24 protein-coding genes and 12 tRNA genes are annotated in these 24,216 nt (G+C 34.2%); 34 read left to right on the forward strand and 2 right to left on the reverse strand.

The features are described from left to right. Positions 1 to 36 precede the first annotated feature (36 nt). From EKH84_RS08265 to EKH84_RS08370, 22 genes are all read left to right on the forward strand, one after another. Positions 37 to 1,050: a peptidylprolyl isomerase gene (locus tag EKH84_RS08265; protein ID WP_127065924.1), complete on the forward strand. Its 1,014-nt coding sequence runs from the start codon at positions 37 to 39 to the stop codon at positions 1,048 to 1,050. 190 nt (positions 1,051 to 1,240) lie between these two features. Next, a complete protein-coding gene (spoVT, locus tag EKH84_RS08270; RefSeq protein WP_013656135.1) occupies positions 1,241 to 1,792 on the forward strand; it encodes a stage V sporulation protein T in 552 nt (183 codons plus the stop codon). Positions 1,793 to 2,028: 236 nt separating this feature from the next. Then, complete coding sequence (gene mazG / locus EKH84_RS08275) at positions 2,029 to 2,745, forward strand: nucleoside triphosphate pyrophosphohydrolase (protein ID WP_127065925.1); 717 nt, start codon at positions 2,029 to 2,031, stop codon at positions 2,743 to 2,745. Positions 2,746 to 2,804: 59 nt separating this feature from the next. Then, complete coding sequence (locus EKH84_RS08280; RefSeq protein WP_013656137.1) at positions 2,805 to 3,083, forward strand: HU family DNA-binding protein; 279 nt, start codon at positions 2,805 to 2,807, stop codon at positions 3,081 to 3,083. Positions 3,084 to 3,138: 55 nt separating this feature from the next. Beyond that, positions 3,139 to 3,378, forward strand: coding sequence for an RNA-binding S4 domain-containing protein (locus EKH84_RS08285; RefSeq protein WP_013656138.1), 240 nt, complete (start codon positions 3,139 to 3,141; stop codon positions 3,376 to 3,378). 62 nt (positions 3,379 to 3,440) lie between these two features. After that, on the forward strand, positions 3,441 to 3,722 hold the full coding sequence (yabP, locus tag EKH84_RS08290; protein ID WP_127065926.1) for a sporulation protein YabP: 282 nt from the start codon (positions 3,441 to 3,443) through the stop codon (positions 3,720 to 3,722). Between the two features lie 12 nt (positions 3,723 to 3,734). Then, positions 3,735 to 4,256, forward strand: a complete 522-nt coding sequence (gene yabQ, locus EKH84_RS08295; protein ID WP_127065927.1) for a spore cortex biosynthesis protein YabQ — start codon at positions 3,735 to 3,737, stop codon at positions 4,254 to 4,256. 85 nt (positions 4,257 to 4,341) lie between these two features. Next, positions 4,342 to 4,623, forward strand: a complete 282-nt coding sequence (locus EKH84_RS08300; RefSeq protein WP_127065928.1) for an FtsB family cell division protein — start codon at positions 4,342 to 4,344, stop codon at positions 4,621 to 4,623. Between the two features lie 75 nt (positions 4,624 to 4,698). Further along, positions 4,699 to 4,771: transfer RNA gene (locus tag EKH84_RS08305), tRNA-Met, on the forward strand. A gap of 124 nt (positions 4,772 to 4,895) precedes the next feature. Beyond that, positions 4,896 to 6,006, forward strand: a protein-coding gene (prfB, locus tag EKH84_RS08310) for a peptide chain release factor 2 (RefSeq protein ID WP_190283543.1) whose coding sequence is annotated in 2 segments (ribosomal slippage) — positions 4,896 to 4,970 and positions 4,972 to 6,006 — 1,110 coding nt in all. Because the reading frame shifts where the segments join, the coding sequence is not laid out codon by codon here. 19 nt (positions 6,007 to 6,025) lie between these two features. After that, the gene (locus EKH84_RS08315) at positions 6,026 to 6,508 is read left to right on the forward strand and encodes a chemotaxis protein CheW (RefSeq protein WP_127065930.1); all 483 of its coding nucleotides are present in this window, start codon (positions 6,026 to 6,028) and stop codon (positions 6,506 to 6,508) included. Then, complete coding sequence (locus EKH84_RS08320; RefSeq protein ID WP_013656144.1) at positions 6,477 to 7,073, forward strand: XTP/dITP diphosphatase; 597 nt, start codon at positions 6,477 to 6,479, stop codon at positions 7,071 to 7,073. The genes EKH84_RS08315 and EKH84_RS08320 overlap by 32 nt, the downstream gene beginning before the upstream one ends. 8 nt (positions 7,074 to 7,081) lie before the next feature. Next, positions 7,082 to 7,624, forward strand: a complete 543-nt coding sequence (locus tag EKH84_RS08325; RefSeq protein ID WP_127065931.1) for a metallophosphoesterase family protein — start codon at positions 7,082 to 7,084, stop codon at positions 7,622 to 7,624. A 113-nt stretch (positions 7,625 to 7,737) separates the two neighbouring features. After that, positions 7,738 to 7,808: transfer RNA gene (locus EKH84_RS08330), tRNA-Gly, on the forward strand. Positions 7,809 to 7,813: 5 nt separating this feature from the next. Beyond that, positions 7,814 to 7,887 (forward strand) — tRNA-Arg (locus tag EKH84_RS08335). A gap of 5 nt (positions 7,888 to 7,892) precedes the next feature. After that, positions 7,893 to 7,966: transfer RNA gene (locus EKH84_RS08340), tRNA-His, on the forward strand. Between the two features lie 31 nt (positions 7,967 to 7,997). Beyond that, a tRNA-Gln gene (locus EKH84_RS08345) sits at positions 7,998 to 8,069 on the forward strand. A gap of 23 nt (positions 8,070 to 8,092) precedes the next feature. Next, a tRNA-Lys gene (locus tag EKH84_RS08350) sits at positions 8,093 to 8,165 on the forward strand. A 30-nt stretch (positions 8,166 to 8,195) separates the two neighbouring features. Further along, positions 8,196 to 8,277 (forward strand) — tRNA-Leu (locus EKH84_RS08355). Between the two features lie 26 nt (positions 8,278 to 8,303). Beyond that, a tRNA-Gly gene (locus tag EKH84_RS08360) sits at positions 8,304 to 8,374 on the forward strand. 5 nt (positions 8,375 to 8,379) lie between these two features. Continuing rightward, a tRNA-Arg gene (locus tag EKH84_RS08365) sits at positions 8,380 to 8,453 on the forward strand. A 6-nt stretch (positions 8,454 to 8,459) separates the two neighbouring features. Then, positions 8,460 to 8,531, forward strand: a tRNA-Gln gene (locus EKH84_RS08370). Positions 8,532 to 8,939: 408 nt separating this feature from the next. On the opposite strand, the gene EKH84_RS08375 is transcribed toward EKH84_RS08370, so the two are convergent. Next, positions 8,940 to 9,398 carry a CYTH domain-containing protein gene (locus EKH84_RS08375; RefSeq protein ID WP_013656146.1) on the reverse strand — a complete coding sequence of 153 codons (459 nt, stop codon included), beginning with the start codon at positions 9,396 to 9,398 and terminating at the stop codon, positions 8,940 to 8,942. Between the two features lie 250 nt (positions 9,399 to 9,648). Here EKH84_RS08375 and EKH84_RS08380 point away from each other — a divergent pair, with 250 nt between their 5' ends. The 3 genes from EKH84_RS08380 to EKH84_RS08390 all read left to right on the forward strand — a co-directional run bounded on the left by EKH84_RS08380 (position 9,649) and on the right by EKH84_RS08390 (position 14,146). Beyond that, positions 9,649 to 10,731, forward strand: coding sequence for a glycosyl transferase family 2 (locus EKH84_RS08380; RefSeq protein WP_013656147.1), 1,083 nt, complete (start codon positions 9,649 to 9,651; stop codon positions 10,729 to 10,731). Positions 10,732 to 10,746: 15 nt separating this feature from the next. Beyond that, positions 10,747 to 12,705: a hypothetical protein gene (locus EKH84_RS21960; protein ID WP_190283544.1), complete on the forward strand. Its 1,959-nt coding sequence runs from the start codon at positions 10,747 to 10,749 to the stop codon at positions 12,703 to 12,705. A gap of 892 nt (positions 12,706 to 13,597) precedes the next feature. Further along, complete coding sequence (locus EKH84_RS08390; RefSeq protein WP_013656149.1) at positions 13,598 to 14,146, forward strand: DJ-1 family glyoxalase III; 549 nt, start codon at positions 13,598 to 13,600, stop codon at positions 14,144 to 14,146. A gap of 101 nt (positions 14,147 to 14,247) precedes the next feature. Here the strand turns inward: EKH84_RS08390 and EKH84_RS08395 are convergent, their stop codons facing one another. Continuing rightward, positions 14,248 to 14,685: a hypothetical protein gene (locus EKH84_RS08395; protein ID WP_127065932.1), complete on the reverse strand. Its 438-nt coding sequence runs from the start codon at positions 14,683 to 14,685 to the stop codon at positions 14,248 to 14,250. A 291-nt stretch (positions 14,686 to 14,976) separates the two neighbouring features. On the opposite strand from EKH84_RS08395, the gene tig reads away from it, so the two are divergent. The 9 genes from tig to EKH84_RS08440 all read left to right on the forward strand — a co-directional run bounded on the left by tig (position 14,977) and on the right by EKH84_RS08440 (position 24,202). After that, positions 14,977 to 16,275 (forward strand): trigger factor, encoded by a 1,299-nt coding sequence (gene tig, locus EKH84_RS08400; RefSeq protein WP_013656151.1) that lies wholly within the window; start codon positions 14,977 to 14,979, stop codon positions 16,273 to 16,275. Between the two features lie 11 nt (positions 16,276 to 16,286). Continuing rightward, positions 16,287 to 16,901, forward strand: a complete 615-nt coding sequence (gene clpP / locus EKH84_RS08405; protein ID WP_256372395.1) for an ATP-dependent Clp endopeptidase proteolytic subunit ClpP — start codon at positions 16,287 to 16,289, stop codon at positions 16,899 to 16,901. Between the two features lie 19 nt (positions 16,902 to 16,920). Beyond that, positions 16,921 to 18,207, forward strand: a complete 1,287-nt coding sequence (clpX, locus tag EKH84_RS08410; RefSeq protein ID WP_013656153.1) for an ATP-dependent Clp protease ATP-binding subunit ClpX — start codon at positions 16,921 to 16,923, stop codon at positions 18,205 to 18,207. Positions 18,208 to 18,389: 182 nt separating this feature from the next. After that, complete coding sequence (lonB, locus tag EKH84_RS08415) at positions 18,390 to 20,033, forward strand: ATP-dependent protease LonB (protein ID WP_013656154.1); 1,644 nt, start codon at positions 18,390 to 18,392, stop codon at positions 20,031 to 20,033. 37 nt (positions 20,034 to 20,070) lie between these two features. Continuing rightward, positions 20,071 to 22,374, forward strand: coding sequence for an endopeptidase La (lon, locus tag EKH84_RS08420; RefSeq protein ID WP_127065933.1), 2,304 nt, complete (start codon positions 20,071 to 20,073; stop codon positions 22,372 to 22,374). Between the two features lie 18 nt (positions 22,375 to 22,392). Next, complete coding sequence (gene yihA, locus EKH84_RS08425) at positions 22,393 to 22,983, forward strand: ribosome biogenesis GTP-binding protein YihA/YsxC (RefSeq protein WP_013656156.1); 591 nt, start codon at positions 22,393 to 22,395, stop codon at positions 22,981 to 22,983. A 37-nt stretch (positions 22,984 to 23,020) separates the two neighbouring features. Then, positions 23,021 to 23,959 carry a hypothetical protein gene (locus EKH84_RS08430; protein WP_127065934.1) on the forward strand — a complete coding sequence of 313 codons (939 nt, stop codon included), beginning with the start codon at positions 23,021 to 23,023 and terminating at the stop codon, positions 23,957 to 23,959. 91 nt (positions 23,960 to 24,050) lie between these two features. After that, a tRNA-Gly gene (locus EKH84_RS08435) sits at positions 24,051 to 24,123 on the forward strand. Between the two features lie 4 nt (positions 24,124 to 24,127). After that, positions 24,128 to 24,202: transfer RNA gene (locus EKH84_RS08440), tRNA-Pro, on the forward strand. The last annotated feature ends 14 nt before the right edge of the window (positions 24,203 to 24,216 follow it).

Consider the following 24,216-nt stretch of genomic DNA (forward strand, 5'->3'; position numbering starts at 1 on the left):
CAAAGAGAAAAAGGAACTGTATAAGGAGAGAGTAGCGTGAAGAGCATCAGTAGAACCTTAATTATGCTAGTATTAGCAAGTATTATGGCTTTTGGATTAACTGGTTGCGCCAAAGAAACAATAGTAGCCACTGTTAATAGTGAAAAGGTATCAGAGCCCTTATATCGTATTTTCTTATGGTCAACACAGCGCGGTCTAGAGAGTATTTTACCTAACATATGGGATGTTGATCCTATAGAAGGAAAAACACCAGAGGAGTTTGCAAAGGAAAGAGCTCTTAAATCCATAACCTATTATGTAGCCGTAAAACAAAAAGCAGAAGAAGCAGGTATTAATAAGCTTACAAAGGAAGAAAAGAGTGCCATTAAGGAATCTGCTAAAAATTATGTAGAGACAAATAAAGAATTTGTAACAAATTATGGCATTAAGCAAAAAGATTATGAGAAGTTCTTAGAATATGGAAAGTTAGAAGAAAAGGTTGTTAGTCAATTAGGTGGAACCTATATTCCTAATGAAGAGGAACTTAAAGAAGCTATGAAAGTGCTTGAAGAAGAAGGTGAATTTACATCAAGTGCGACTATTACTCATGTGCTCATTAAGAATAAAGATGAACAGGGTAATACATTACCTTCTGATAAGGATGCGGAGGCAAAAAAAAGAGCAGAAGATGTCTTAAATCAAGCATTAAATGGTGAAGATTTAACGATACTTGCTAGAAAGTATTCAGAAGATGCTGCTGTAAGTACAAATGATGGACAGTATACTTTCAAAAAAGGAGAAATGGAAGAAAGTCTAGAAGAGGTAGTATTTAATGAAGCAAAAATAGGAGCAGTTTATCCTAAGCTTATTGAAACGAGTATGGGTTATGAAATTGTAAAAGTAGAAGAGCTTAATGATATGGATGAAGTAACAATGAAAGAAGCTGCTATTAGAAAAATTCAGCAGGATTTTGTGAATCATGAGTTGTCAGAACTTAGTGCAACTTACAAAGTAGAAAAGACAGAGTCTTACGAAAATATTCATATTATGAATCTCGGTGAAGAATCTTAAAAGAATCAAATCATTTTTATGATTTGATTCTTTTTTTGAATGAGTTTTGATGATATTGGTAATAATTTATTATATAAAGCGAAAGCAAGGAGTATCATGCATAGAATCCCAAAATATGTAGCATAATAATTGTAAATTATAGTTAAAGCTATATATCATCAATTTGACATTGTTAAGGAGGTTGTTTCTTTTGAAAGCAACAGGCATCGTTAGACGAATAGATGACTTAGGTCGTGTCGTTATCCCTAAAGAGATTAGACGCACATTACGTATTAGAGAAGGAGATCCTTTAGAAATCTTTACAGACAATGAAGGGCAAGTTATTTTGAAAAAGTATTCTCCGGTTGGTGAACTGAGCTCTTTTGTAAAAGAATATGCGGATGCCTTAGCACAAGCAACAGGACATATCACCTGTATTGCTGATAAAGATCAAGTTATTGCTGTGGCCGGTGGTTCTAAAAAAGAATTTTTAGATAAAAGTATTAGTAGTCATTTAGAAAAAATTATTCAAGGACGCTCTATTTTCAAAGCAACTAAAGATGATGCAAAATTTGTACCTATTCTTCTAGAAGGAACTACAGAAAGCTATTATTCAGAAGTGATTTCACCTATTATTTGTGAAGGTGATGCTATAGGAGCAGTTATCTTTCTTTCAGCTAATAAAAATAATGCTATGGGTGAAGTAGAAGAAAAATTAGCTTATTCTGCTTCTGGCTTTATAGGTAAACAGATGGAACAATAAAATAAAAGCCAGCAACCTTAATAATCATTGATTAAGTTGCTGGCTTTTGTTTTTAATAACTGTTAATGATATTTTTAAGAAGTAAGGAAAGAGTCATCCTTAATAGTTACTAAGAGGTATAAAGAGTATATTTGAGATTAATGTAAGAGATAAATGAGAAGTTTTCTTTATAGTACGGAGGGAATTGGTGTGATAAAATAAAGAAATAAGCATTTTAACTGCCAAGGAGGAGAGTAATGGAGTCATTATATAGCTATGAGGATTTGGTAGCAATTATTGAAAAACTAAGAGGTGAGGGTGGATGTCCTTGGGATAGAGAACAAACGCATGAATCTCTTATTCCCTGCTTATTAGAAGAAAGCTATGAGCTTATGGAAGCTTTACAAAATAATGATATACCTTTAATGAGAGAAGAATTGGGAGATGTACTATTGCAAGTGCTGATGCATACACAAATTGCAAAAGAAGATGGTGAATTTACTTTAGAAGAGGTAATCCATGACTTAGCGCATAAATTAATTTATAGACATCCTCATGTTTTTAAGGATACGAAGGTGGAAAATTCCGAGGAGGTATTGGCTAATTGGGAAGAACTTAAGCAAAAAGAAAAAAATGAGACAAGCTTGGTGGAATCTATGGACCGAGTAGCTAAGACACTTCCCGCTTTAGTTAAAACTCAAAAAGTACAAAAGAAAGCAATAAAAAGTGGAGCTATAAATAGGGATATTTTACAGGAATTAGAAGGGTTAATTGATAGGTTGAATTGCATAAAAGATACTGTAAAACAAGGTGATATTGTACAAAATGAAGAAAAAATAGGCGAAATCCTGTTTGCTGTAGTAAAATTATCCACTTTTTTTGAGATAAATGCGGAATTTGCCTTGACAAAATCAATGGAAAAGTTTATAAATAGATTTAGATATATTGAAAATTCAAGGGTTCCAAAAGATTGAACCTAAAATTTTCAATACATATATCCATGTTAGAAACATGAATAGAGGAGGAACAAATAATGAACAAATCTGAATTAGTAGCTGCTATGTCTGCAAAAGCAGAAATTAGCAAAAAAGATGCTGAAAAAGCACTTAAGGCTTTTGAAGATGTTGTAATGGAAGAACTTCAAGCTGGGGGAAAAATTCAATTAGTTGGTTTTGGAACATTTGAAGTTACAGAGCGTAAACCACGTGTAGGTAGAAATCCAAAAACAAATGAAGAAATGCCAATCCCAGGTGGAAAAGCACCTAAATTCAAACCTGGTAAAGCTTTAAAAGATGTTGTTAAAGGTAACTAATATATAAAAATCTACACTGTTAGTGTAGATTTTTTTTTTTCAAATGGAGGATAAGATGCGTATAGATAAATACTTAAAGATTAGTCGTATCATTAAAAGAAGAACTATTGCTCAAGAAGCATGTGATAGTGGAAGAGTGATGGTTAATGATAAGCTTGCAAAACCAGGAACTGATGTAAAGATAGGTGATGTTATAGAGATTCGTTTTGGGACGCAGACCGCTAAGTATGAAGTGTTAGAAATTAAGGAACATGTAAAAAAAGAAGAAACAGATAACTTGTACCGTATTTTGTAATAAATATCATTTCCTTTCATATAAATAGTTATAGAAGGCTATAAGATGAAAGGATGATAAAAATGGAAGAAAAAATGGGACGAAAGCACATGCTTACTTTATCAGATAGAGAAAAGCTATCTATTACAGGCGTAACAGAAGTTTTTTCTTTTGATGAAGAAGTTATAGAATTAGAAACGGGTAAAGGGTATCTGGAGATTAAAGGAGACGGGCTCCATATCATTAAGATGAATATTGATGATGGAGAGGTGATTGTAGAAGGAACAGTTGATGAACTTATTTATCATGATAATCAAAGCCAAGGTAAGAAAAAGGGCACGATTATGTCGAAATTATTTAAATAAGTCGGTGATGTTATGAATCAAATTGTAAGCAGTCAAACCAGGCTCTTTATCACTTCTATCGAAATAGGGATTATGATGGGGATTATATTTGACCTAGTAAGAATTGTGAGAAAAATTATAAAGCACCCTAATTTCTTTGTACAGCTAGAAGATATGCTATACTGGATTTTTTGTGGTTTTACTGGGTTCTATATGCTTTATATATGTAATTATGCAGATATAAGACCTTATATCTTTATTGGTATTATTTTAGGAGCAACTCTGTATTTCCTAACCTTTAGCATTGTTTTTATGGGAATTATGACTAGGATTATTAATTATGTAAAAGCAGTACTTAGGAAGCTTTACCATCTAATCCTTATCCCTGTTAGAGGAACTATAAGGCTGATTAATGTTCCTTTAAATTACATACAAAATAAACACAATCAGATGAAATACTATCAAAAACTTAAAAGACGGGCGATTGCCAGGAAGAAATATCAACAAGAGGCAGATAAAAAAACAGAACGTTTTTTAAAAAATCAAAAAATATGATTTACAAAGGCTAATAGCTTTTATATTATAATAAGTAAGAAGGATACAAAATAAATTTTAATTTTATATAAAAGCAGGGATACAAATGAGAAAACAAAAAGTAATCATTTTAAGAATTGCATTTATCGTCACTACCCTAGGAGTAGTGGGCTTGTTTGTAAGTGGACAAAATCTTAGGGTATTGAACCAAAAAGTTGATAAAGAGTTAGAAGTAACAAGAGAAAAAGTAGCTGTTCAACAAGATAAGCTAGAGGCACTACAAAAAGAAGTGACAGATATTAACTCTAAAGAGTATATTGAAAAGGTAGCAACAGATCAACTGGGTATGGTAGAAGAGGATACAATTGTCTTTCGAGAAAAGAAATAGCCTTGACAAAAATGATACATGGATTATACTTAAATTAACAGAGCATATAGTGTTGCTTTGTTATTAGAAGAATAACGCGGGATGGAGCAGTTGGCAGCTCGTCGGGCTCATAACCCGAAGGTCACAGGTTCAAGTCCTGTTCCCGCTATTACCAAAAGAAACAGCTTAAACCTATTTAAGCTGTTTCTTTTTATGAAATTAGCTTTTATGAATGAAAATAGTTGAACAAAGAGACATAAAGAAGCTATGATAAATACAAAAGGAGTGATAGGATGTTAGAAATGGAACAATTGCAGATAAGTTTGCAACCGTATAAAGTGAAATTAGTTGAAATGGGGAACCGTCTTTGACATTGAAGGATGCAAAGTTAAAGCTAGTGAGTTAGAAGAGATGTCTATGGACAATGCTTTTTGGAACGACATAGAAAGAGCGCAAAGTGTACTACAACAACTTAAAAGCTATAAAGATCGTATAGAAAAATACGATAAATTATGTGGTAGTTTTGAAGATATTTTGGTGCTTATAGAAATGGCTAATGAGGACGAGGATCTTGGATTGGCGGAGGAAGCAAAAGCATGTGCAAAAACTTTTGAAGAAGATTACAGCGAAATGCTTACCGCCACATTGTTAGATCAGGAGTATGACCGTAATAATGCCATATTAGAACTCCATCCAGGAGCAGGTGGAACAGAGGCATGCGACTGGGTAGCTATGCTTTTTAGAATGTATACAAGATGGGCTGACAGAAAAGGTTTTAAGGTGGAAGTCCTTGATTATCTCGATGGAGATGAAGCCGGTATTAAGTCGGTAACCATTCAAATAAGTGGTGAAAATGCTTATGGTTATTTAAAATCAGAGAAGGGGATTCATCGTCTGGTACGTATATCACCTTTTGATTCTTCTGGAAGAAGACATACTTCCTTTGCTTCGTGCGATGTTATACCTGAGATTACAGATGAAATAGAAATTGATATTAGGCCAGAAGACTTACGTATAGATACGTATCGTTCGACAGGAGCAGGTGGACAACATGTTAATACAACAGATTCAGCTGTGCGTATTACTCATTTACCAACTAATATCGTAGTACAATGTCAAAATGAACGTTCACAGATTCAAAATAGAGAAAGAGCTATGCAAATGCTAAAAGCAAAACTCTATGAAAAAGAACAAGAGGAGCGCATGGATAGAATAGATGGTATACGAGGAGAAAAAAAAGATATCGCTTGGGGAAGTCAAATTAGATCCTATGTTTTTCATCCTTATAATATGGTAAAGGACCATAGGACGAGTGAGGAAACAGGAAATACTTCAGCCGTTATGGATGGAGATATAGACCGCTTTATGAATGCTTATTTAGGATGGATTCATCAAAAAGATTGATATTCAGGGGGAATGTCTTATGGAGAGTAAGCAGATTGTCGTTTTCAAATTATTAGAACATGAGTTTGGTATGGATATAATAAAGGTGTTAGAAATACAAAATTATGAATCAATAAGGCCTGTACCAGAGGTGCCCGATTATATAGAGGGGATTATCAATGTCAGAGGTGTTGTATTTACCATATTCAATTTACGAAAAAGACTAAACCTGCCATTACACGAAAACTTAAGTCATTCAAAACTGATTTTAATGAATCTAAAGGATAATAGGGTTGGGTTTATTGTAGATAGTGTATCAGAGATATTAACAGTAGAAACCATGCATATAGAAGAATCATCAACTATATTAGGAAAAAAAGAAGTAAGTTGTATACAAGGAATTATCAAAAAAGCAGATCAAATGATTCTTTTATTGGATGTAGATATACTTATTTCAGAGACACAAGAAATGATGCCGTTAGGAGTAAATGATGAAAACAATTATAGTAGCAACTCAAAATAAAGGAAAAGTAAAAGAAATAAAAGAGATGTTAGCTGATCTACAAGTTGAAGTAAAAACTATGGGAGAAGCAGGGATAGATATAGATATCGAAGAAAATGGTACGACCTTTGAAGCGAATGCCATCATTAAGTCAGAAGCAATAGCTGCGCTTGAACCAAATGCTATTGTAATTGCAGATGATTCAGGGCTAGAAATTGATTATTTAAATAAGGAACCGGGTGTATATTCTGCTAGGTATTTAGGGAAAGATACATCATATGAAATAAAAAATCAAATGATATTAGAAAAATTACAAGATGTAGCTAAAGAAGAACGAACAGCAAGATTCGTTTGTAGTATTGCTATGAGTCGTAAGAATGAAGCTACAATAACGACAACAGGTGTATTAGAAGGCTATATTGGTTATGAAGCGAAGGGCACTAATGGATTCGGATATGACCCTATTTTTTACGTAGAAGAATTAGGGACTTCTACAGCCATGCTCTCTATGGAGGAGAAGAATCAAATTAGTCATCGTGCCAAAGCACTTAAAGCTATGAAAAAAGAATTATTAAAAGTGCTGTAGGTGAGTAAATGAAAGTACTAATAATAAGTGATACTCATGGAAAGATTGAAAATGTAAAAATGATATTAGAACGCACAATTCCTCTAGGTGTGGGTACTGTATTGCATTGTGGAGATTATGTTAGTGATGCAAGGCTATTACAAAAATACTATCCTGGTGTAGAGATACATTATGTGTATGGTAATTGTGATGTTGGCTTTGGAGGTGCATACAGTGAAGTGGTAACTATAGAAGGTATATCCTTTTATATGACTCATGGGCACAGGTATGGTGTAAAATGGGGAGAATATGATGATCTTATTATTGATGCCATAGCCCATGAAGCACAGGTAGCAGTATGTGGTCATTCTCATTGTGCTCATATAGAGAGAAAAGAAGATGTACTTCTATTAAACCCAGGGAGTATGACGCAGCCTAGAGATGGAAAATACCCTTCTTATGCTATTGTAGAAGTTAAGGGTGGGCAAATCAAAGAAGCAAATATCATGCAAATAATTGAGAATGAGAATGTCATTATACATCCTATAAGTAATAGATATAGGGTAAGGTAAAAAAAATAAAAAAAAACATAAAAGGTGTTGACGTATGCAAAGAAGTTAGGTATAATACATTTTGTCAGTCGAGGAGGGAACTCTAAAAACTGACAAAATGAAGCATATGATATGCGGGTGTAGTTCAATGGTAGAACTTCAGCCTTCCAAGCTGACTACGTGGGTTCGATTCCCATCACCCGCTCTTGTGTATCCATAGCTCAGCTGGATAGAGCAACGCCCTTCTAAGGCGTGGGTCCGGGGTTCGAATCCCTGTGGATACGGTATGGTGGGTATAGCTCAGTTGGTAGTAGCACTGGATTGTGGTTCCAGGTGTCGTGGGTTCGAGCCCCATTACCCACCTTTTATTATGGACAAACGTACATAATAATGTAGGGTTATCGCCAAGCGGTAAGGCACAGGATTTTGATTCCTGCATTCGGAGGTTCAAATCCTCCTAGCCCTGTTAGGACATTTGTCCTATGGTTTGGGTCACTAGCTCAGTCGGTAGAGCACTTGACTTTTAATCAAGTTGTCCCGGGTTCGATTCCCGGGTGGCTCATTCTTAACTCAATAGTTAAGGTTTTAATATGCGGGCGTGGCGGAATTGGCAGACGCACTAGACTTAGGATCTAGCGCCGCGAGGTGTAAGGGTTCGACTCCCTTCGCCCGCATCATTAAATAAATATGCATAGTATATGCGGGTGTAGTTCAATGGTAGAACTTCAGCCTTCCAAGCTGACTACGTGGGTTCGATTCCCATCACCCGCTCTTATGTATCCATAGCTCAGCTGGATAGAGCAACGCCCTTCTAAGGCGTGGGTCCGGGGTTCGAATCCCTGTGGATACGGTATATAGGGTTATCGCCAAGCGGTAAGGCACAGGATTTTGATTCCTGCAGACGGAGGTTCGAATCCTCCTAGCCCTGTATAAAAAAGCCAGTGTAGATGATAGCATCTATACTGGCTTTTTTGTGTTTGTGAGAGAAATAAAAAGAAGGTAGAAATACATTATAAAAGAAGCCGAACTAAGTAAATAAAATATACTTAGTTCGGCTTCTTTTGTTTATCTAGCTCTTGGAGGAAACTTAATTAATAATTGCTACAAGTAACCTTATGAAAGACATAGCAAAGCTCCTCAGTATTGTCGGCGCTTCATGAGACTACTAAATAGCAATTATTAAAGCTTAACCAAGAGGAGGGGCTCTTAAGGATTTGATGGGTGCACCTTTTTGCTAGGAATCAAACCTCTAAGACTCTAGTTTAAAAACTTCATTTTTATATAAAGATATATGTAGCTAGGAAAGACAATCCCTAATAAATAATAAAACAAATTCCTATTTTTCTGTAGGAACTCCGTAGGTAGCTAAATTATTGTTTTTATAGCGATTATCTAAGGTGATGTCTTTTCCAAACCACTGAGGAGCTTTGAAAGAATCAGCAGCGGCTACGGAAGTAAATTCAACTTCTACGGTGCATAAGCCATCTAAGTGACCTTGATAAATATCTAACTCAGCTGTTAATTGATTTTCTAAAGGAATAAAATACCTTGTTTTTTTAATAGGCGAGCTATCTACTTTTTTATAAAGAGAATCATATTGCTCTTTGGTGATGGGCATTTCAAATTCTTCTCGTATCATATGCCCTTGGGATTTAACTGTAAGAAAATATTGGTTTCCCATCTCACGAAGCCTTATAACAGGATCGGTTGAAATGTATGCCTGTGTTATTTTTTCGCTTGAGTATGCTTCAAGTGAAGGATAGTCTTGCACTAAAAATTTACGTTCAATTTCCAAAATTAATTACCCCCTTAATTAAACCTTACTATATATTATATTACCATATTAGAAATATAAAAGCATGTTATTTAGAAAAATAGAGCGTATGAATTAATTGAGAGGTTGTTATAAGAAGGCATATTAAAGCAAATAAGTAAAGATTTCTTATTAATACGTTTTAGATTAAAGCTATGTCATATATATATAAGAGAATAAGATAAAACAGGATGAAAGAATTATATGGCTATATTTAGTAAAGAGGTGAATAATGGGAAAATATAAGGTATGTGTTTATGCGATTAGTAAAGATGAAGAGCAGTTTGTTGAGCGGTGGATGGATGCTGTAAGTGAAGCAGATTTAGTAGTTGTTTTGGACACTGGTTCTACGGATGAGACGGTTGGTAAATTGCGTAAAAGAGGGGCGATTGTTTATGAAGATAAGATAGAGCCATGGAGATTTGATGTGGCTCGAAATAAGGCCTTAGACTATGTGCCTATAGATGTAGATATTTGTGTATCCAACGACTTAGATGAAGTATTTGAAAAAGGATGGAGAAAAAAACTAGAAGAAGTCTGGCGACCTTTTTATACAAGAGCAAAATATAGATTTACATGGTCATATAAAGCGGATAGTAGTCCTGATAAACAATTTGTAATGGAAAAAATACATGCTAGGAATAATTTTAGGTGGATTCATCCTGTACATGAGGTACTTGAGTATATTGGAGAAGAACCAGATCAGTCAGTAGCTATTTATGATATTGTGTTAAATCATTATCCAGACTTAACTAAACCTAGGAGTCAATACTTAGCTTTATTGGAATTATCAGCAGAAGAAAACCCTATGGATGATCGTACAATTTTTTGGCTAGGGCGAGAGTATATGTATTATAGCCAATATGATGCTTGTATAGAGATTTTAAAGAGGCATCTGTCGTTACCAACAGCTACTTGGGATGAGGAAAGGTCAGCTTCTATGCGTTTTATTTCTAATAGTTATAAAGCAATGGAGAATATGTCAGAAGCAAAAGTATGGCTTTATCGGGCTATAGCGGAGTGCCCATATGTAAGAGAACCTTATGTATATATGGCAAAGTTGGCGTACAGTGAAGAAAATTGGGAATTATTATTTTTTGTAACAGAAAAAGGATTAGAAATAAAAGAAAGGTCTGGAAGTTATTTAGTTGAACCTGAGAGCTGGGGATATATATTAGAAGATTACGCAGCTATTTCTTGTTATTACTTAGGTCTTTATGAAAAATCTTATGAACATGCTATAAAAGCGTGTGAGTTATTACCTAACGACTCAAGATTAGAAAATAATAAAAAACTTATTAAAGCCAAATTATAAGGAAGGAGGAGTAGAATGAGACATTTTAAAGTGGGAGTTTATGCAATATGTAAAAATGAAGAAAAATTTGCTGAAGCATGGATGAACTCTATGAGTGAGGCTGATATTATTGTTGTTACAGATACAGGGTCAACGGATAAAACAGTAGAAATATTAGAAACTAAGGGAGCTGTAGTTTATAAAGAAGAGATTATCCCTTGGCGTTTTGATGTGGCTAGAAATATTTCTTTAGAACATCTTCCGGAGAATGTAGATATTTGTGTCTGTACGGATTTGGATGAAATGCTAGTACCAGGATGGAGAGAAACATTAGAAAGTACGTGGCAAAAAGGCATTCATCAAGGTAAATACCTGTATAATTGGAATTTAAATCCAGATGGTACACCAAATAGCCAGTTTACCTATTTTAAAGTACATGATAGGCAGCATTTTAGATGGGTATATCCTGTGCATGAAGTTTTAGAATATGTAGGTAAAGAACCATATAGGGAAGTTTTTATAGAAGGGATGGTTCTTAACCATTATCCTGATTCAACTAAATCTAGAGACTCTTATCTAGAACTTTTGGAGATGGCAATAGAAGAAAGTCCGGAAGATGATAGGATGACCTACTATTTAGGTAGGGAATATATGTACAAAGAAAAATCGCAGCAGTGTATAGATACACTAATAAGATATTTACAATTAAAGTCAGCAGTTTGGAAAGAAGAAAGATGTGCGGCAATGAGATGGATAGCAACTAGCTATGGAAACTTAGGTGAGGGTAAAGAAGCAGAGGCTTGGTATTACCGAGCTATTGCAGAGGTACCTTATATGAGAGAGGCTTACGTAGAAATGGCTCAATATGCTTATTTAAAAGAAGAATGGATAACAGTTTTTATGATGGCCAATGAAGCATTAAAAATCAAAGAGAAGTCAAAATGTTATATTAACATGGGCTATGCATGGAATGAGACTCCCTATGATTTAGCAGCCTTGGGAGCATATTACTTAGGTATGTATGATAAAGCGTTAGTATATGCAAAAGAAGCCAATATAATTAATCCTAATAATCAGCGTATAAAGAACAATTTGAAGCTAATACAAGATAAATGCTTAGAATTGGCACAGAAAAAGGTAACTAAGACTCAAGCAAAAGAGGAATTGGTGCATACTTTACTACTTTTATTTAGAAACGAGCATTTATCAGAAGATCAAGAGTTAGCCATGACTTGTCTTTTTTCATTAGAAGAAGCAAAGTATAAAACAGTTATTATTTATAATCAAGGGTACTTATCTAACCAGGAGCTAGAGAAGTTTCTAGAGAAATTTAAGCTCAATTTTATTATCATTGGAGAAGGAAAGAATGTAGGCATTCCAGTAGGGCGTCAGCGCTGTTTTGAATACATATGGACGCATAGGAGAGAAACAAAATATATAAGTGAATTGCATTTAGATATGATTTTTTCACCTTTATGGGAAGAAGCTTTAGTAGGATACTTAAGAACTCATGAGGAACCCATGATTAGCTGTGGTATTATTGATAAAAGTGGAGATATGAAGTTCAGTGGCAATATCATAAGGGAGATACCTAGAGATGGTACGGAAATGCAGAAGTTTTTAAGAAATTTAACAAGTAATAAGATTGTTCATGGATTTACGCATCCCTGTATTCACGTGAGTCATATTCTTGAGGAAGTAGGAGGATATGATTTAAGATTTCTAGAAGGTAAGCATTGCTTTGAGGATGATAGTCTGTTATTAGGTTATTACTATTATTATGGAACAAAGGCAAAGTGGTATCCAAAAGTAAATTATCAATCAGTTGTTTATCATGCTATAGCCATGCAACGCCTAGAGGTGGCGGATGATATTACTGTAAATTTTAATGGGTTAGTGAAACAGTATGGAGCTATGGGATTAAAGTATTTAAGTGAACTCCATAAAAGTAGCTGGCAAGTTGATTTTTTTCAAGAGCAATTTTTGAATCAGTAATAAATGGATAAGAGGTACCTCTATGAAAGGTACCTCATACTAAAATAGTTTAGCTGAAAGACTTAGGTTTCTATTCTAGTAAAAGACCAGCACTTGCATAACCAATGATGTTATTTCCACCCTTTTGACCTGATGGTACTATAGCGAAGAAAATAACCATTATACGTGTTTTAGCTGTTACACTTATATTAAAGGTAGAGTTAATCTTATGAGCTATAAGATTATTTGAAGCGATGTCTGGTGCTAGCTCAATAAAGCCATTTGCAACAGGTGAAAATACTTTATTTGGTGTTGTAGATATATAGATTTGAGCTATAATGGTTGCACTGGTAAATTACCTGTAACAGAAAAGTATGTTGATAGAGCCTTAATAGTACCAGCACTTGGCATACTAAAGGCTGTGTTCATACCATTCAAATTACTAGAGTCCATAGTGATAGTATCATTAATACCATCACCGACATCAATACCTGATTCAGAAGCGCCGAACTACAGTGATTCATAGAATGTTTTTCGGGTGTATATTTTCTTCCGTAGCTATTGGACATACAACTTCCACTGTTCTAAAATCAAATTTACATATAGAAAATAAGGGTATTACAAGCATATACTATGTGTATAAGGCAAATTAGGTGATTATTTCAAAATAGCTTAATAAACTATTTCAAATGATTTTACCAATAGGATAGTGGTAGAAAATCAGATAATAACATTATTTCTGATGAGATAAGTAAAAAAATTAGATAATAACTGGCAAGTTTATTTTTTACCCCTTATACTTAAGTTATAATAACGAAAGTACGAATGTGATATGAACTTATAAGATAAAAATAATCTTTTTAAGTAAGCTAGACTGTTCGTAATTAAAAAATTGATATTAAAGGAGGAAAATATGAGAGTAGCAGTTTATTTTGGTACAGGCTATGAAGAGATAGAAGCATTATCAGTAGTAGATATATTAAGAAGAGGAAAAGTAGAAGTTACTATGGTGGGTGTTAGTGGAAAGACTGTGGTAAGTTCACGTGGTATTAGCGTTAATATGGATAAAACTATCGATGAAGTAGATCATACAAAAGTTGATATGATTGTATTACCGGGTGGTGTACCAGGTATTAATCATCTAGAAGAAAATAGCATGCTTATAGAACAACTCAGATGTTTTAAAGAACAGCATAAATGGATAGCAGCAATTTGTGCAGCGCCTAGTATTTTAGGAAAGCATGGATTACTAAAAGGAGAAACGGCAACATGCTATCCAGGATATGAGAATGAGCTTATAGGCTGCCAGTATTCGGAAGAGGGAGTAGTCTTAAGTAACCATGTGGTAACAGGAAAAGGAGCTGGCTATTCTATTTCATTCGCATTTAAGTTATTAGAAATAATAAAGGGTGAAATAGTAGCAGGAGAAGTAAAAAAAGGTATGTTGATTGCAGATAAATAAGGGTAAAAAAAAAAGGTATATCGCTACTAAGTGATATACCTTTTAAATGTTGTTAAGAAAAACTAAATATTTCTTTAAAAGTATTAAAAATGCTTATACTACTAAAAAACAGTGGTGTGAATACGCTTAAACACTTCCATAAGTTCTACATCAGTAATGAGTTCAGTACCTATTTCTTCAAAAGCACTGGTTACTTTATGTATATTTAACTTATAAATATCTGAAATCATTTGAGCACTATAGGCTTTACAATTATGATATTTCCACTGCTTAGTGATTAATTTACAAATATCACTTGATAAATAGAAAATCACATGAAAAAAGGTAAGGCGATTTAGTTCTACAATGTTATTTTCATTCATAGTGTTTAATAATTCAGCATGTTCTACACCAAGAACAGAAGCTACTTCCGTGCTGGCATAAGGTGCTTCACTTGATTTTAAAAAAAGATCAATAGCTTCAAGTTTAGGACGTATGGAATTTGTATAGGTCTGGTCAAAGCTTTGAAGTGTGACGCAGCTACTTGTATAATGATTCATCGTTTAAAATCCTTCCTAATGTGAAATCTATATTACAAAGTTATTACATAACCCAATTATAAGGTAAGAGGCCTATATAAGGCTAGTTGTAATACTTGGAATAAAAGTAGAAAAGCATGTATGAAAGCATGGAAAAATATGCAAAATATAGTTGACTATCAAGAAAATATTCGAAAATGCGATATGGATTTTTTACCAAGGATATGATATAATAACGAAATGTTAGTTTAAAATGCTATATTTATGCAATGACACTACAAAGCAGGGAAACCTTAAGGAGGATAAATTTTAATGAACACACAAGTAGAAACAATGGAAAAAAGTGAGGTTAAACTTACAGTAGAAGTAGAAGGTGCTAAGGTTACAGCGGCAATTGATAAGGCTTATGAAGCAATGAAAAAAGACTTCAATATTCAAGGCTTCCGTAAAGGGAAAGTGCCTCGTGCGATGATTGAAAAAATGTATGGTGTTGAAGTATTCTTCAATAAAGCAGCAGACATCTTAATTGATGAAACATTATTTGCAGCAATCGAAGAAAACAAAATTGATATTGCAGCACGTATTAGTCCAAATGGATTAGAAGTAACTGAAATGTCAAAAGATGGTATGAAGTATACAGCAATTATTACTGTAAAACCAGAAGTAACACTTGGTGAATACAAAAACTTAAAAGTTGAAGTAGAAAAAACAGAAGTAACAGATGAAGAAGTAAACGAAGCAGTTAATAAAGAAGCACAAAAAAATGCTCGTGAAATCACAGTTGAAGATAGAGCAGTTATGCCTCAAGATAAAGTAACAATCGACTTTGAAGGTTTTGTAGATGGTGCTGCATTTGAAGGTGGAAAAGGAACAGATTATGATTTAGTAATTGGTTCTAAATCATTCATCGATAATTTTGAAGATCAATTAATTGGTAAAAACATTGGTGAAGAAGTAGAAGTTAATGTAACATTCCCAGCTGAATACCATGTAGCAGAACTTGCTAGCAAACCAGCATTATTTAAAGTAGCTATTAAAGGTATTAAAGTAAATGAATTACCAGAAATTAATGATGATTTTGCAGCTGATATTTCAGAATTTGAAACATTAGCTGAATACAAAGAAGATCTTAAGGCAAAACTTCTTAAAGACAAAGAGACAAATAATAAAAACATTTTTGAACAACAAGCTGTAGAAAATGCAGTAGCAAATGCTACATTAGAAGTACCAGCAGCTATGGTTGAAGAGCAAGTAGACAGAAACGTTAAAAACTTCTCAAACCGTATGGCTTCTCAAGGTTTACAATTAGAACAATATTTACAATTCACAGGTCAAAGTATGGATGCATTCAGAGAAAACTTTGCTAAAGATGCGGAGCACCAAATTAAAACTCGTTTAGTTCTTGAAAAAGTTGCTGAAGTAGAAGGTGTTACTGTTTCTGAAGAAGACATCGATGAAGAATTAAAAACAATTGCAGCTATGTACCAAATGCCATATGAAGAACTTAAGAAATCTTTTGCTAACTATGAGCAAGATGCTTTAACAGCAGATATTAAAGTTCAAAAAGCAGTTAAGGTGATTACAGAGTCTGCAGAAAAAGTGGAAAAATAGGAAGATTAGGTATATATCCTAAAAGAGAGAAGGAGGCTACTAGAATGAGTTTAGTCCCAATGGTTATAGAACAAACCAATAGAGGAGAACGTTCATATGATATTTACTCTCGTCTATTAAAAGATCGTATCATTATTTTAGGTGATGAGGTTAACAACGTTACAGCTAACCTTATTGTGGCACAACTATTGTTTTTAGAAGCTGAAGATCCTGATAAAGACATTATGTTTTACATTAATAGTCCAGGTGGCTCTATAACAGATGGTATGGCTATTTATGATACAATGCAATATATTAAGTGTGATGTGTCAACGATTTGTATGGGTATGGCAGCGAGCATGGGTGCATTCTTACTTGCAGGAGGAACAAAAGGTAAACGTTTTGCGCTTCCTAATGCAGAAGTTATGATTCACCAACCACTTGGTGGAGCAAAAGGTCAAGCAACTGACATTCAAATTACAGCGCAGCACATCATTAAAACAAAAGAGCGTATGAACCGTATGTTATCAGAGTTTACAGGGCAACCTATTGAACGTATTAATAATGACGTTGAAAGGGACAACTGGAAAACTGCTGAAGAAGCAAAAGAATATGGCCTTATAGACGATATTATTACATCAAAATAGTTCCCAAAGGAGGTGCAGAATGCCAACAAAGTTTGATGATACAAAACAGCTAAGATGTTCATTTTGTGGTAAAACACAAGAACAGGTAAAAAGACTTATTGCAGGTCCAAATGTTTATATCTGTGATGAATGTATTGAGTTATGCTCTGAAATTATAGAAGAGGAGCTTGAAGCTGGTTACGAAGATGATGATATGGTAGATATGCCAAAGCCAAAAGAAATTAAGGCGCATCTTGATGAGTATGTTATTGGTCAAGAAGATGCTAAAAAAGCTTTAGCAGTAGCAGTATACAATCATTATAAACGTATTTATAAACAAAGTAAGAGTAACGATGTAGAAGTACAAAAGAGTAATATTTTACTTTTAGGACCTACAGGAACAGGTAAAACACTTTTAGCACAAACCCTTGCTAAAATGTTAAATGTACCCTTTGCTGTAGCTGATGCCACCTCTCTTACAGAAGCAGGCTATGTAGGCGAAGATGTAGAAAATATTCTACTTAAGCTTATTCAAGCAGCTAATTATGATGTGGAAAAAGCACAATTGGGTATTATTTATATAGATGAGATTGACAAGATTTCTAGAAAATCTGAAAATCCATCTATTACTAGAGATGTAAGTGGAGAAGGTGTACAGCAAGCACTTCTTAAAATCATAGAGGGAACAGTAGCTTCTGTACCACCTCAAGGCGGTAGAAAACATCCACACCAAGAATTTATTCAAATTGATACAACTAATATTCTATTTATCTGTGGTGGAGCCTTTGATGGGCTTGATAAAATCATTGAACGTAGAGTAGGACAAAAGAGCATGGGCTTTGGTGCCAATATTGTGAGTAAGAAAGAGAAAAGCATAGGCGAACTCTTTAAACAAATCGAACCTCAAGACCTTGTTAAATTTGGACTTATTCCTGAATTTGTAGGACGTATTCCATCCATTGTATCTCTTAATAATTTAGACAAAGAAGCACTTATTAAAATTCTAACAGAGCCTAAGAATGCGCTTACAAAACAATACGAGCATCTTTTTGAACTAGATGGTATTAAGTTAGAGTTTGAAGAAGAAGCTTTAGTAGCTGTAGCAGAATTAGCTATTGAAAGAGAAACTGGAGCTAGAGGATTACGTGCCATCTTTGAAACTATGATGAGAAATATTATGTATGATGCACCTTCTATGGGAGATGCTTTAGAAAAAATTATTATTCATGCAGATGTGATTAAAGAAGGCAAAGAACCTACATTGGTTTATAATGATAAAGTTAAACCAAAAGAAAAGAATAAAAAAGCTAATAATGAATCAGCTTAAGCTGTGTTCATGAAAATATAATAAGGGGCTGTTGCATTTATGTGCAATAGCCCCTTATTAATGAGATAGTAACATCCTAACTTATCCCTGATCTCTTAAATGAATGATAGATTTATAGGTATCCTTTTTGTAACTGTTGGCAATACTTGTAAAGTAGAAAAAAGTAAGCAGGAGGATACTGTATGTTATCAGGTATATTAATTGGGGTTCAATTATTTTTTTCGTGTGTAATTGGGATGTATTTCTTACTACAGCTTAAAAGTCAAACAACATCTAAATCTAATATTTATAAAGATTCTTTAGTAAAATGGGAGAAGATGCAAGCTCTAAGAAAAGTTGCATTGACACCTCCATTGTCTGAAAAGGTAAGGCCGAAAAGTGAAAAGGATATTATAGGGCAAGCAGATGGATTGCAAGCTTTAAAAATTGCTTTATGTGGACCTAGTCCACAACATATTTTAATTTATGGTTCTCCTGGAATAGGAAAAACAGCGGCAGCTAGAATTGCATTGGATATTGCCAAGGAATCACCTGGATCACCATTTAAAAGAAATGCTAAGTTTATAGAGATTGATGCAACGACACTGCGTTTTGATGAAAGAAGTATTGCTGACCCGCTAATGGGATCTGTTCATGATCCTATTTATCAAGGAGCAGGTGCTTATGGTCCAGCAGGAGTACCTCAACCTAAACCTGGGGCAGTCACAAAGGCACATGGTGGCGTTTTATTTATAGATGAAATTGGAGAACTGCATCAAGTGCAAATGAATAAGCTTTTAAAAGTTCTAGAGGATAGAAAAGTGTTTTTGGAGAGCTCGTATTACTCTGAAAGTGATGAAAATATTCCTAAAGATATTCATGATGTATTTAAAAATGGTTTACCTGCAGATTTTAGATTAATTGGAGCTACCACTAGGAATCCGGAAGATATACCACCAGCATTACGTTCGAGGTGTACAGAGATTTTCTTTAAAGACTTAAGTTATGATGATATTAGGGCCATTGTAGACAATGTAGCAGCACGTGAAAAAATGACCATTGTAGGAGAAGCAAAGGAACTTATAGGACAGTATGCTTATAATGGAAGGGATGCAGTTAATATGTTGCAGACTTCTTTTAGTTTAGTACATCAAGAAGGACGAATAGAAATCTTGGAAAAAGATGTGGAATGGGTTATTCAAACAGGTAGGTATGTACCTAGACTTGTAAAGAAAGTAGATCCTAAAGCTGCAGTAGGGAAAGTAAATGGTTTAGGTGTCATGGGGATTAATAGAGGTATGGTCTTAGGCATAGAAGCTGTTACTAAGAAAACAGGAATAGAGCAGGCAGAGATTAAAGTAACTGGCATTATAGAAGAAGAAGAACTGCATATGAAACAAAGCAGTTCTAAAAGAAAAAGTATGGCGTCAAATTCTGTAGAAAATGTACTCACGGTTTTAAAAATGCGCTATAATGTTAATACAAAGGAATATTTAATGCATCTTAATTTTACCTCGGGAATTCCAATTGATGGACCATCAGCAGGTATTGCTATATTTACAGTGTTGTATTCAGCACTTTTTGATAAGGCTATACCTGGGAATATTGCTATGACTGGAGAGATATCTATACAAGGTAAGGTTTGTCCTGTAGGTGGTGTTTATGAAAAGTTATTGGCAGCTAGGGAAGCTGGCGTAAAGAAAGTATTTATTCCTAAGGATAATATTCAAAAAGTGTTTGATACAATAGATATAGAAATTATTCCTGTTGAAGATATAGATGAGGTTATTAGTACCTTATTTGATAAAGAGATTATTGAAAAAGCCAATGAAATATTACATGCGTAGTGATTAACACGTAAGTGGCAATTTAGAGGGTGGAGCGATGAAAAAAGAAATTAAAGATATACCAGTACTTCCTTTAAGAGGAGTGACAATATTTCCAGAAATGGTTATGCATTTTGATGTAGGCAGAGAAAAATCATTAAAAGCTATTGAAGAAGCGATGAAACAAAATGAAATGATTTTAGCTGTTTCACAAAGAGATGCAGATGTAGATGAGCCAAAACGAGAAGATTTATATGAAATTGGAACCCTAGTAGAAATTAAGCAAACAGTTAAGGTAGGAGAAGATCAGCTTAAAGTGCTTGTCAAAGGAACTGCTAGGGCGAAAATTTTAACGTTGCAAGATGAAACTTATATGAGTGCAGATGTAGAGGTTATAAAAGATAAGCTTATAGAAGCTGATAAAGAAGAACAAGCACTTATACGTACAATTGCAGAGTTATTTGAAAAGTATGCTTCTATTAATCCACGTATTACAGATGAGGTCTTATATGGTATACTGGGGCTTAAGAATAGTATTGAAATGATGGACATTATTATTGGTCATATTGTTTTAGAGGTAGAGAAGAAGCAAGCTATTTTGGAGTGTCTAGATATAAAAAAACGTATGTTTAAGATCATTACCATATTAGAAGCTGAAATAGAAATATTAACACTACAAAAAGAAATTTTTAATAAAGTGAAACAAAATATAGATCAGTCTCAAAAAGAATATTTTTTAAGAGAGCAAGTTAAGATTATCCAAGAACAGTTAGGTGATAAAGACGGTATTCAAGGAGATATTGATAAATATAATGAACAGTTAAAGAATACTCCAGAGTTCGTTAAAGAAAAAATAGAAAAAGAAATAAGACGCTTAAAGAATACACCGGCTAGTTCACCTGATAACGGAAATATTAGAACTTATATAGAGACTGTCTTGGATATTCCTTGGAATCATTATACTAAGGAAAATATTCAGTTAAAGAAAGCAGCAGAAATCCTAGATAAAGAACATTATGGACTTGAAAAGGTTAAGGAAAGAGTTTTAGAATATTTAGCCGTTAGAAGCTTGTCTGAAGAGTCTCCAGCACCTATTTTATGTTTAGTTGGACCACCGGGGGTAGGTAAGACATCCATAGCTAAATCAATTGCACATGCTACTGGAAGGAATGATGTACGTATTTCTTTAGGGGGTGTGAGAGATGAAGCTGAAATAAGAGGACATAGAAGAACTTATGTAGGTGCCATACCAGGACGTTTTGTTTATGGTATTTCTGAAGCTAAGTCTATGAATCCACTTATTCTTTTAGATGAGATTGATAAAATGGCTAGTGATTTTAAAGGTGACCCAGCTGCAGCCTTACTCGAAATCTTAGATAGTAAACAAAATAATAGTTTTAAAGATCATTATTTAGAATTGCCATTAGACTTGTCTAAGGTTTTGTTTGTAGCAACAGCTAATAGTTTATCGACAGTTCCAAAGCCATTATTAGATCGTATGGAAATTATAGAGGTGGGAAGTTATACAAGCCTTGAAAAACTAGAGATTGCAATGAAATATCTACTGCCAAATCAGCTGAAAGCACACCATTTAGATAAAAAGCAAATTAAATTTTCAAGAACAAATATCCTGTATTTAATTGAACATTATACAAAAGAAGCAGGTGTAAGAGGTTTAGAGAGAATGTTGGCTAAAGTGTGTAGAAAAGCGGCTAGAGAAATTGTTGAGCAAGATATAGCTAGTATACAAATAACCCCTAAAAAACTTGGAGAGTATTTAGGAAGCTCTAGTTTCGATTATGAACTTAAGAATAAGGAACCCGAAGTAGGTATTGTAAGGGGACTAGCTTGGACTAGCGTTGGTGGAGATACATTATCTATTGAAGTTAATTGTATGCCTGGTAAAGGGCAGCTTGAACTCACAGGACAGATGGGAAATGTAATGAAGGAGTCTGCCAAGGCAGCTATGAGCTATATTCGTTCTAAAGTGAATGAACTAGGTATAGCAGAAGATTTTTATGTAAAAAATGATTTACATATCCACATTCCTGAAGGCGCAGTACCTAAAGATGGACCATCAGCAGGAATTACCATGGCTACAGCGATGATTTCAGCACTGACAAATAAGCCGGTTAAAGCTGATTTAGCAATGACAGGAGAAATTACAATCAGAGGTAGAGTTGTACCTATTGGTGGGTTAAAAGAGAAATTATTAGCAGCAAAACGTGCAAAGATTAAGCATGTTATTGTGCCAGACCAAAACAAAAAGAATGTAGAAGAGCTAGAAAATCATATTGTAGAAGGTTTGAAAATTAGTTTTGTTCATACAATGGATGAAGTGCTACAATATGTTTTTGCATAAGCTTATAGGAGAAATCAAATGAATGTAACAAAAGCAGAAATGATTATAACAGCGGGACTTTCGTCTCAATTTCCAGTACATGATATGCCAGAGATTGCCTTTGCAGGTAAATCTAATGTAGGAAAATCTTCATTGTTAAATGCTATGCTTAACCGTAAAGCATTAGCAAGAACAAGTTCACAACCAGGAAAAACACAGACCATTAATTTTTATAATGTGCAAGATACGTATATGTTTGTAGATTTGCCTGGATATGGATATGCAAAAGTCTCTAAGACAGATAGAGAACGTTGGGGAAAACTCATTGAAGGTTATTTAGAAAAAAGAGAACAATTAAAGAAGATCATTTTATTAATTGATATTAGACATGAGGTAGGCAATAATGATAAAATGATGTATGACTGGATTAAGCATTACCATAATGAAGTGATTGTAGTAGCCACTAAGATGGATAAGATTAAAAGAAGCCAAGTTCAAAAGCACCTATCTATGATTAGAAAAGGTCTTAACTTAATGCCAGAAGATAAATTAGTAGGCTTTTCTTCAGAAACAAAGCAAGGGAAAGAAGAACTCTGGAAGATTATTGAGGAAATCCAAGAGATGAACTAGCAAAGAGTTACTAGAGATTTATAATGGGGGGATAATCATGAATAAATCTGATAAATATTATTTAAAGCAAGGCAAGCTTGAATTATCTATGCTAGATGATGATGATGATGAAATTGAACTACGTAACTCTCTTCAGACAACTCCAAAGAAAGATTTATTTGCAGACTTAGAATTTCCACATACTAAAAGAATTAGAGAAAATCGTACAAAGTCGGTACGTGCAAAAGAGCCTAAGCTTAAGGTAACACAGGATATTTATAATACCTTACATACCATGGGACAGTTCTTAACTAAGACCGATGAAGGAGAGGCAGAGGAAGTAAAGCAGGTACCACCTAGAAAACCAATAAATGCTGCAAAAGCACAAAAATTAGAGCAAATTGCCAGTACTTTAAAAATACAAGAAATAGAATTACCGCCTAGAACTATTAATAGGGACCAAGTAATAGAAGCAGTAGAAAATAAAGAAGGTATTCCTTTTGAAAGTATACCTATAGACAAACAAAAAGAAGAAATTACAGGAATCTTACCAAATAGGGAAGTTATTGCAAATAAGGATCAAGAGACCATTAACACATTACAAGAAGAAATAGCTGCTGAGATTAATGAACTTTTAGCGGAAGAAAAAGAATTAGAAGGTTATCAGGAAGCAATAACAGAGGTAGTAGTAGAAAATGTACTAAATGAAGAAGAGCTTGCTAACAGTAAAGAAGTAGAAGCAAGAGCGAAGCCAATGACGGTAGTATCAGCTATTGAAAAAGAGGTACAGCAAGTTTACTATGGGGCAAATCATTTAGAAGACAATAAAGTATTCCTTGAACAAAAAGAAGAAGATCCTAATAAAGATCTAAAGCAGAGTCATATTGATGAGGTTCTTAAAACTTTTTTTGGAAATGTAACACCTCGATATACTTATGCAAAAGAATTAAAAAGGCATATAGATAAACAAATAGCGGCAATTGAGAATTATGAATAAAAATAGTGTGTTTTCAGATTTAAATAGGTTGACACTAAAATTAAAATATGATAATATAATCTTCGTCGGATAACAAGACGATGGAGATTATGCGCGAATGGCTCAGTTGGTAGAGCATCTCCTTGCCAAGGAGAGGGTCGCGGGTTCGAGTCCCGTTTCGCGCTCTTACGGGGTGTGGCTCAGTTTGGCTAGAGCGCCTGATTTGGGATCAGGAGGCCGCAGGTTCGAGTCCTGTCACCCCGATTTTTATTGAATAA

The organism is Cellulosilyticum sp. WCF-2 (assembly GCF_003990395.1).
Lineage (GTDB): Bacteria > Bacillota > Clostridia > Lachnospirales > Cellulosilyticaceae > Cellulosilyticum > Cellulosilyticum lentocellum.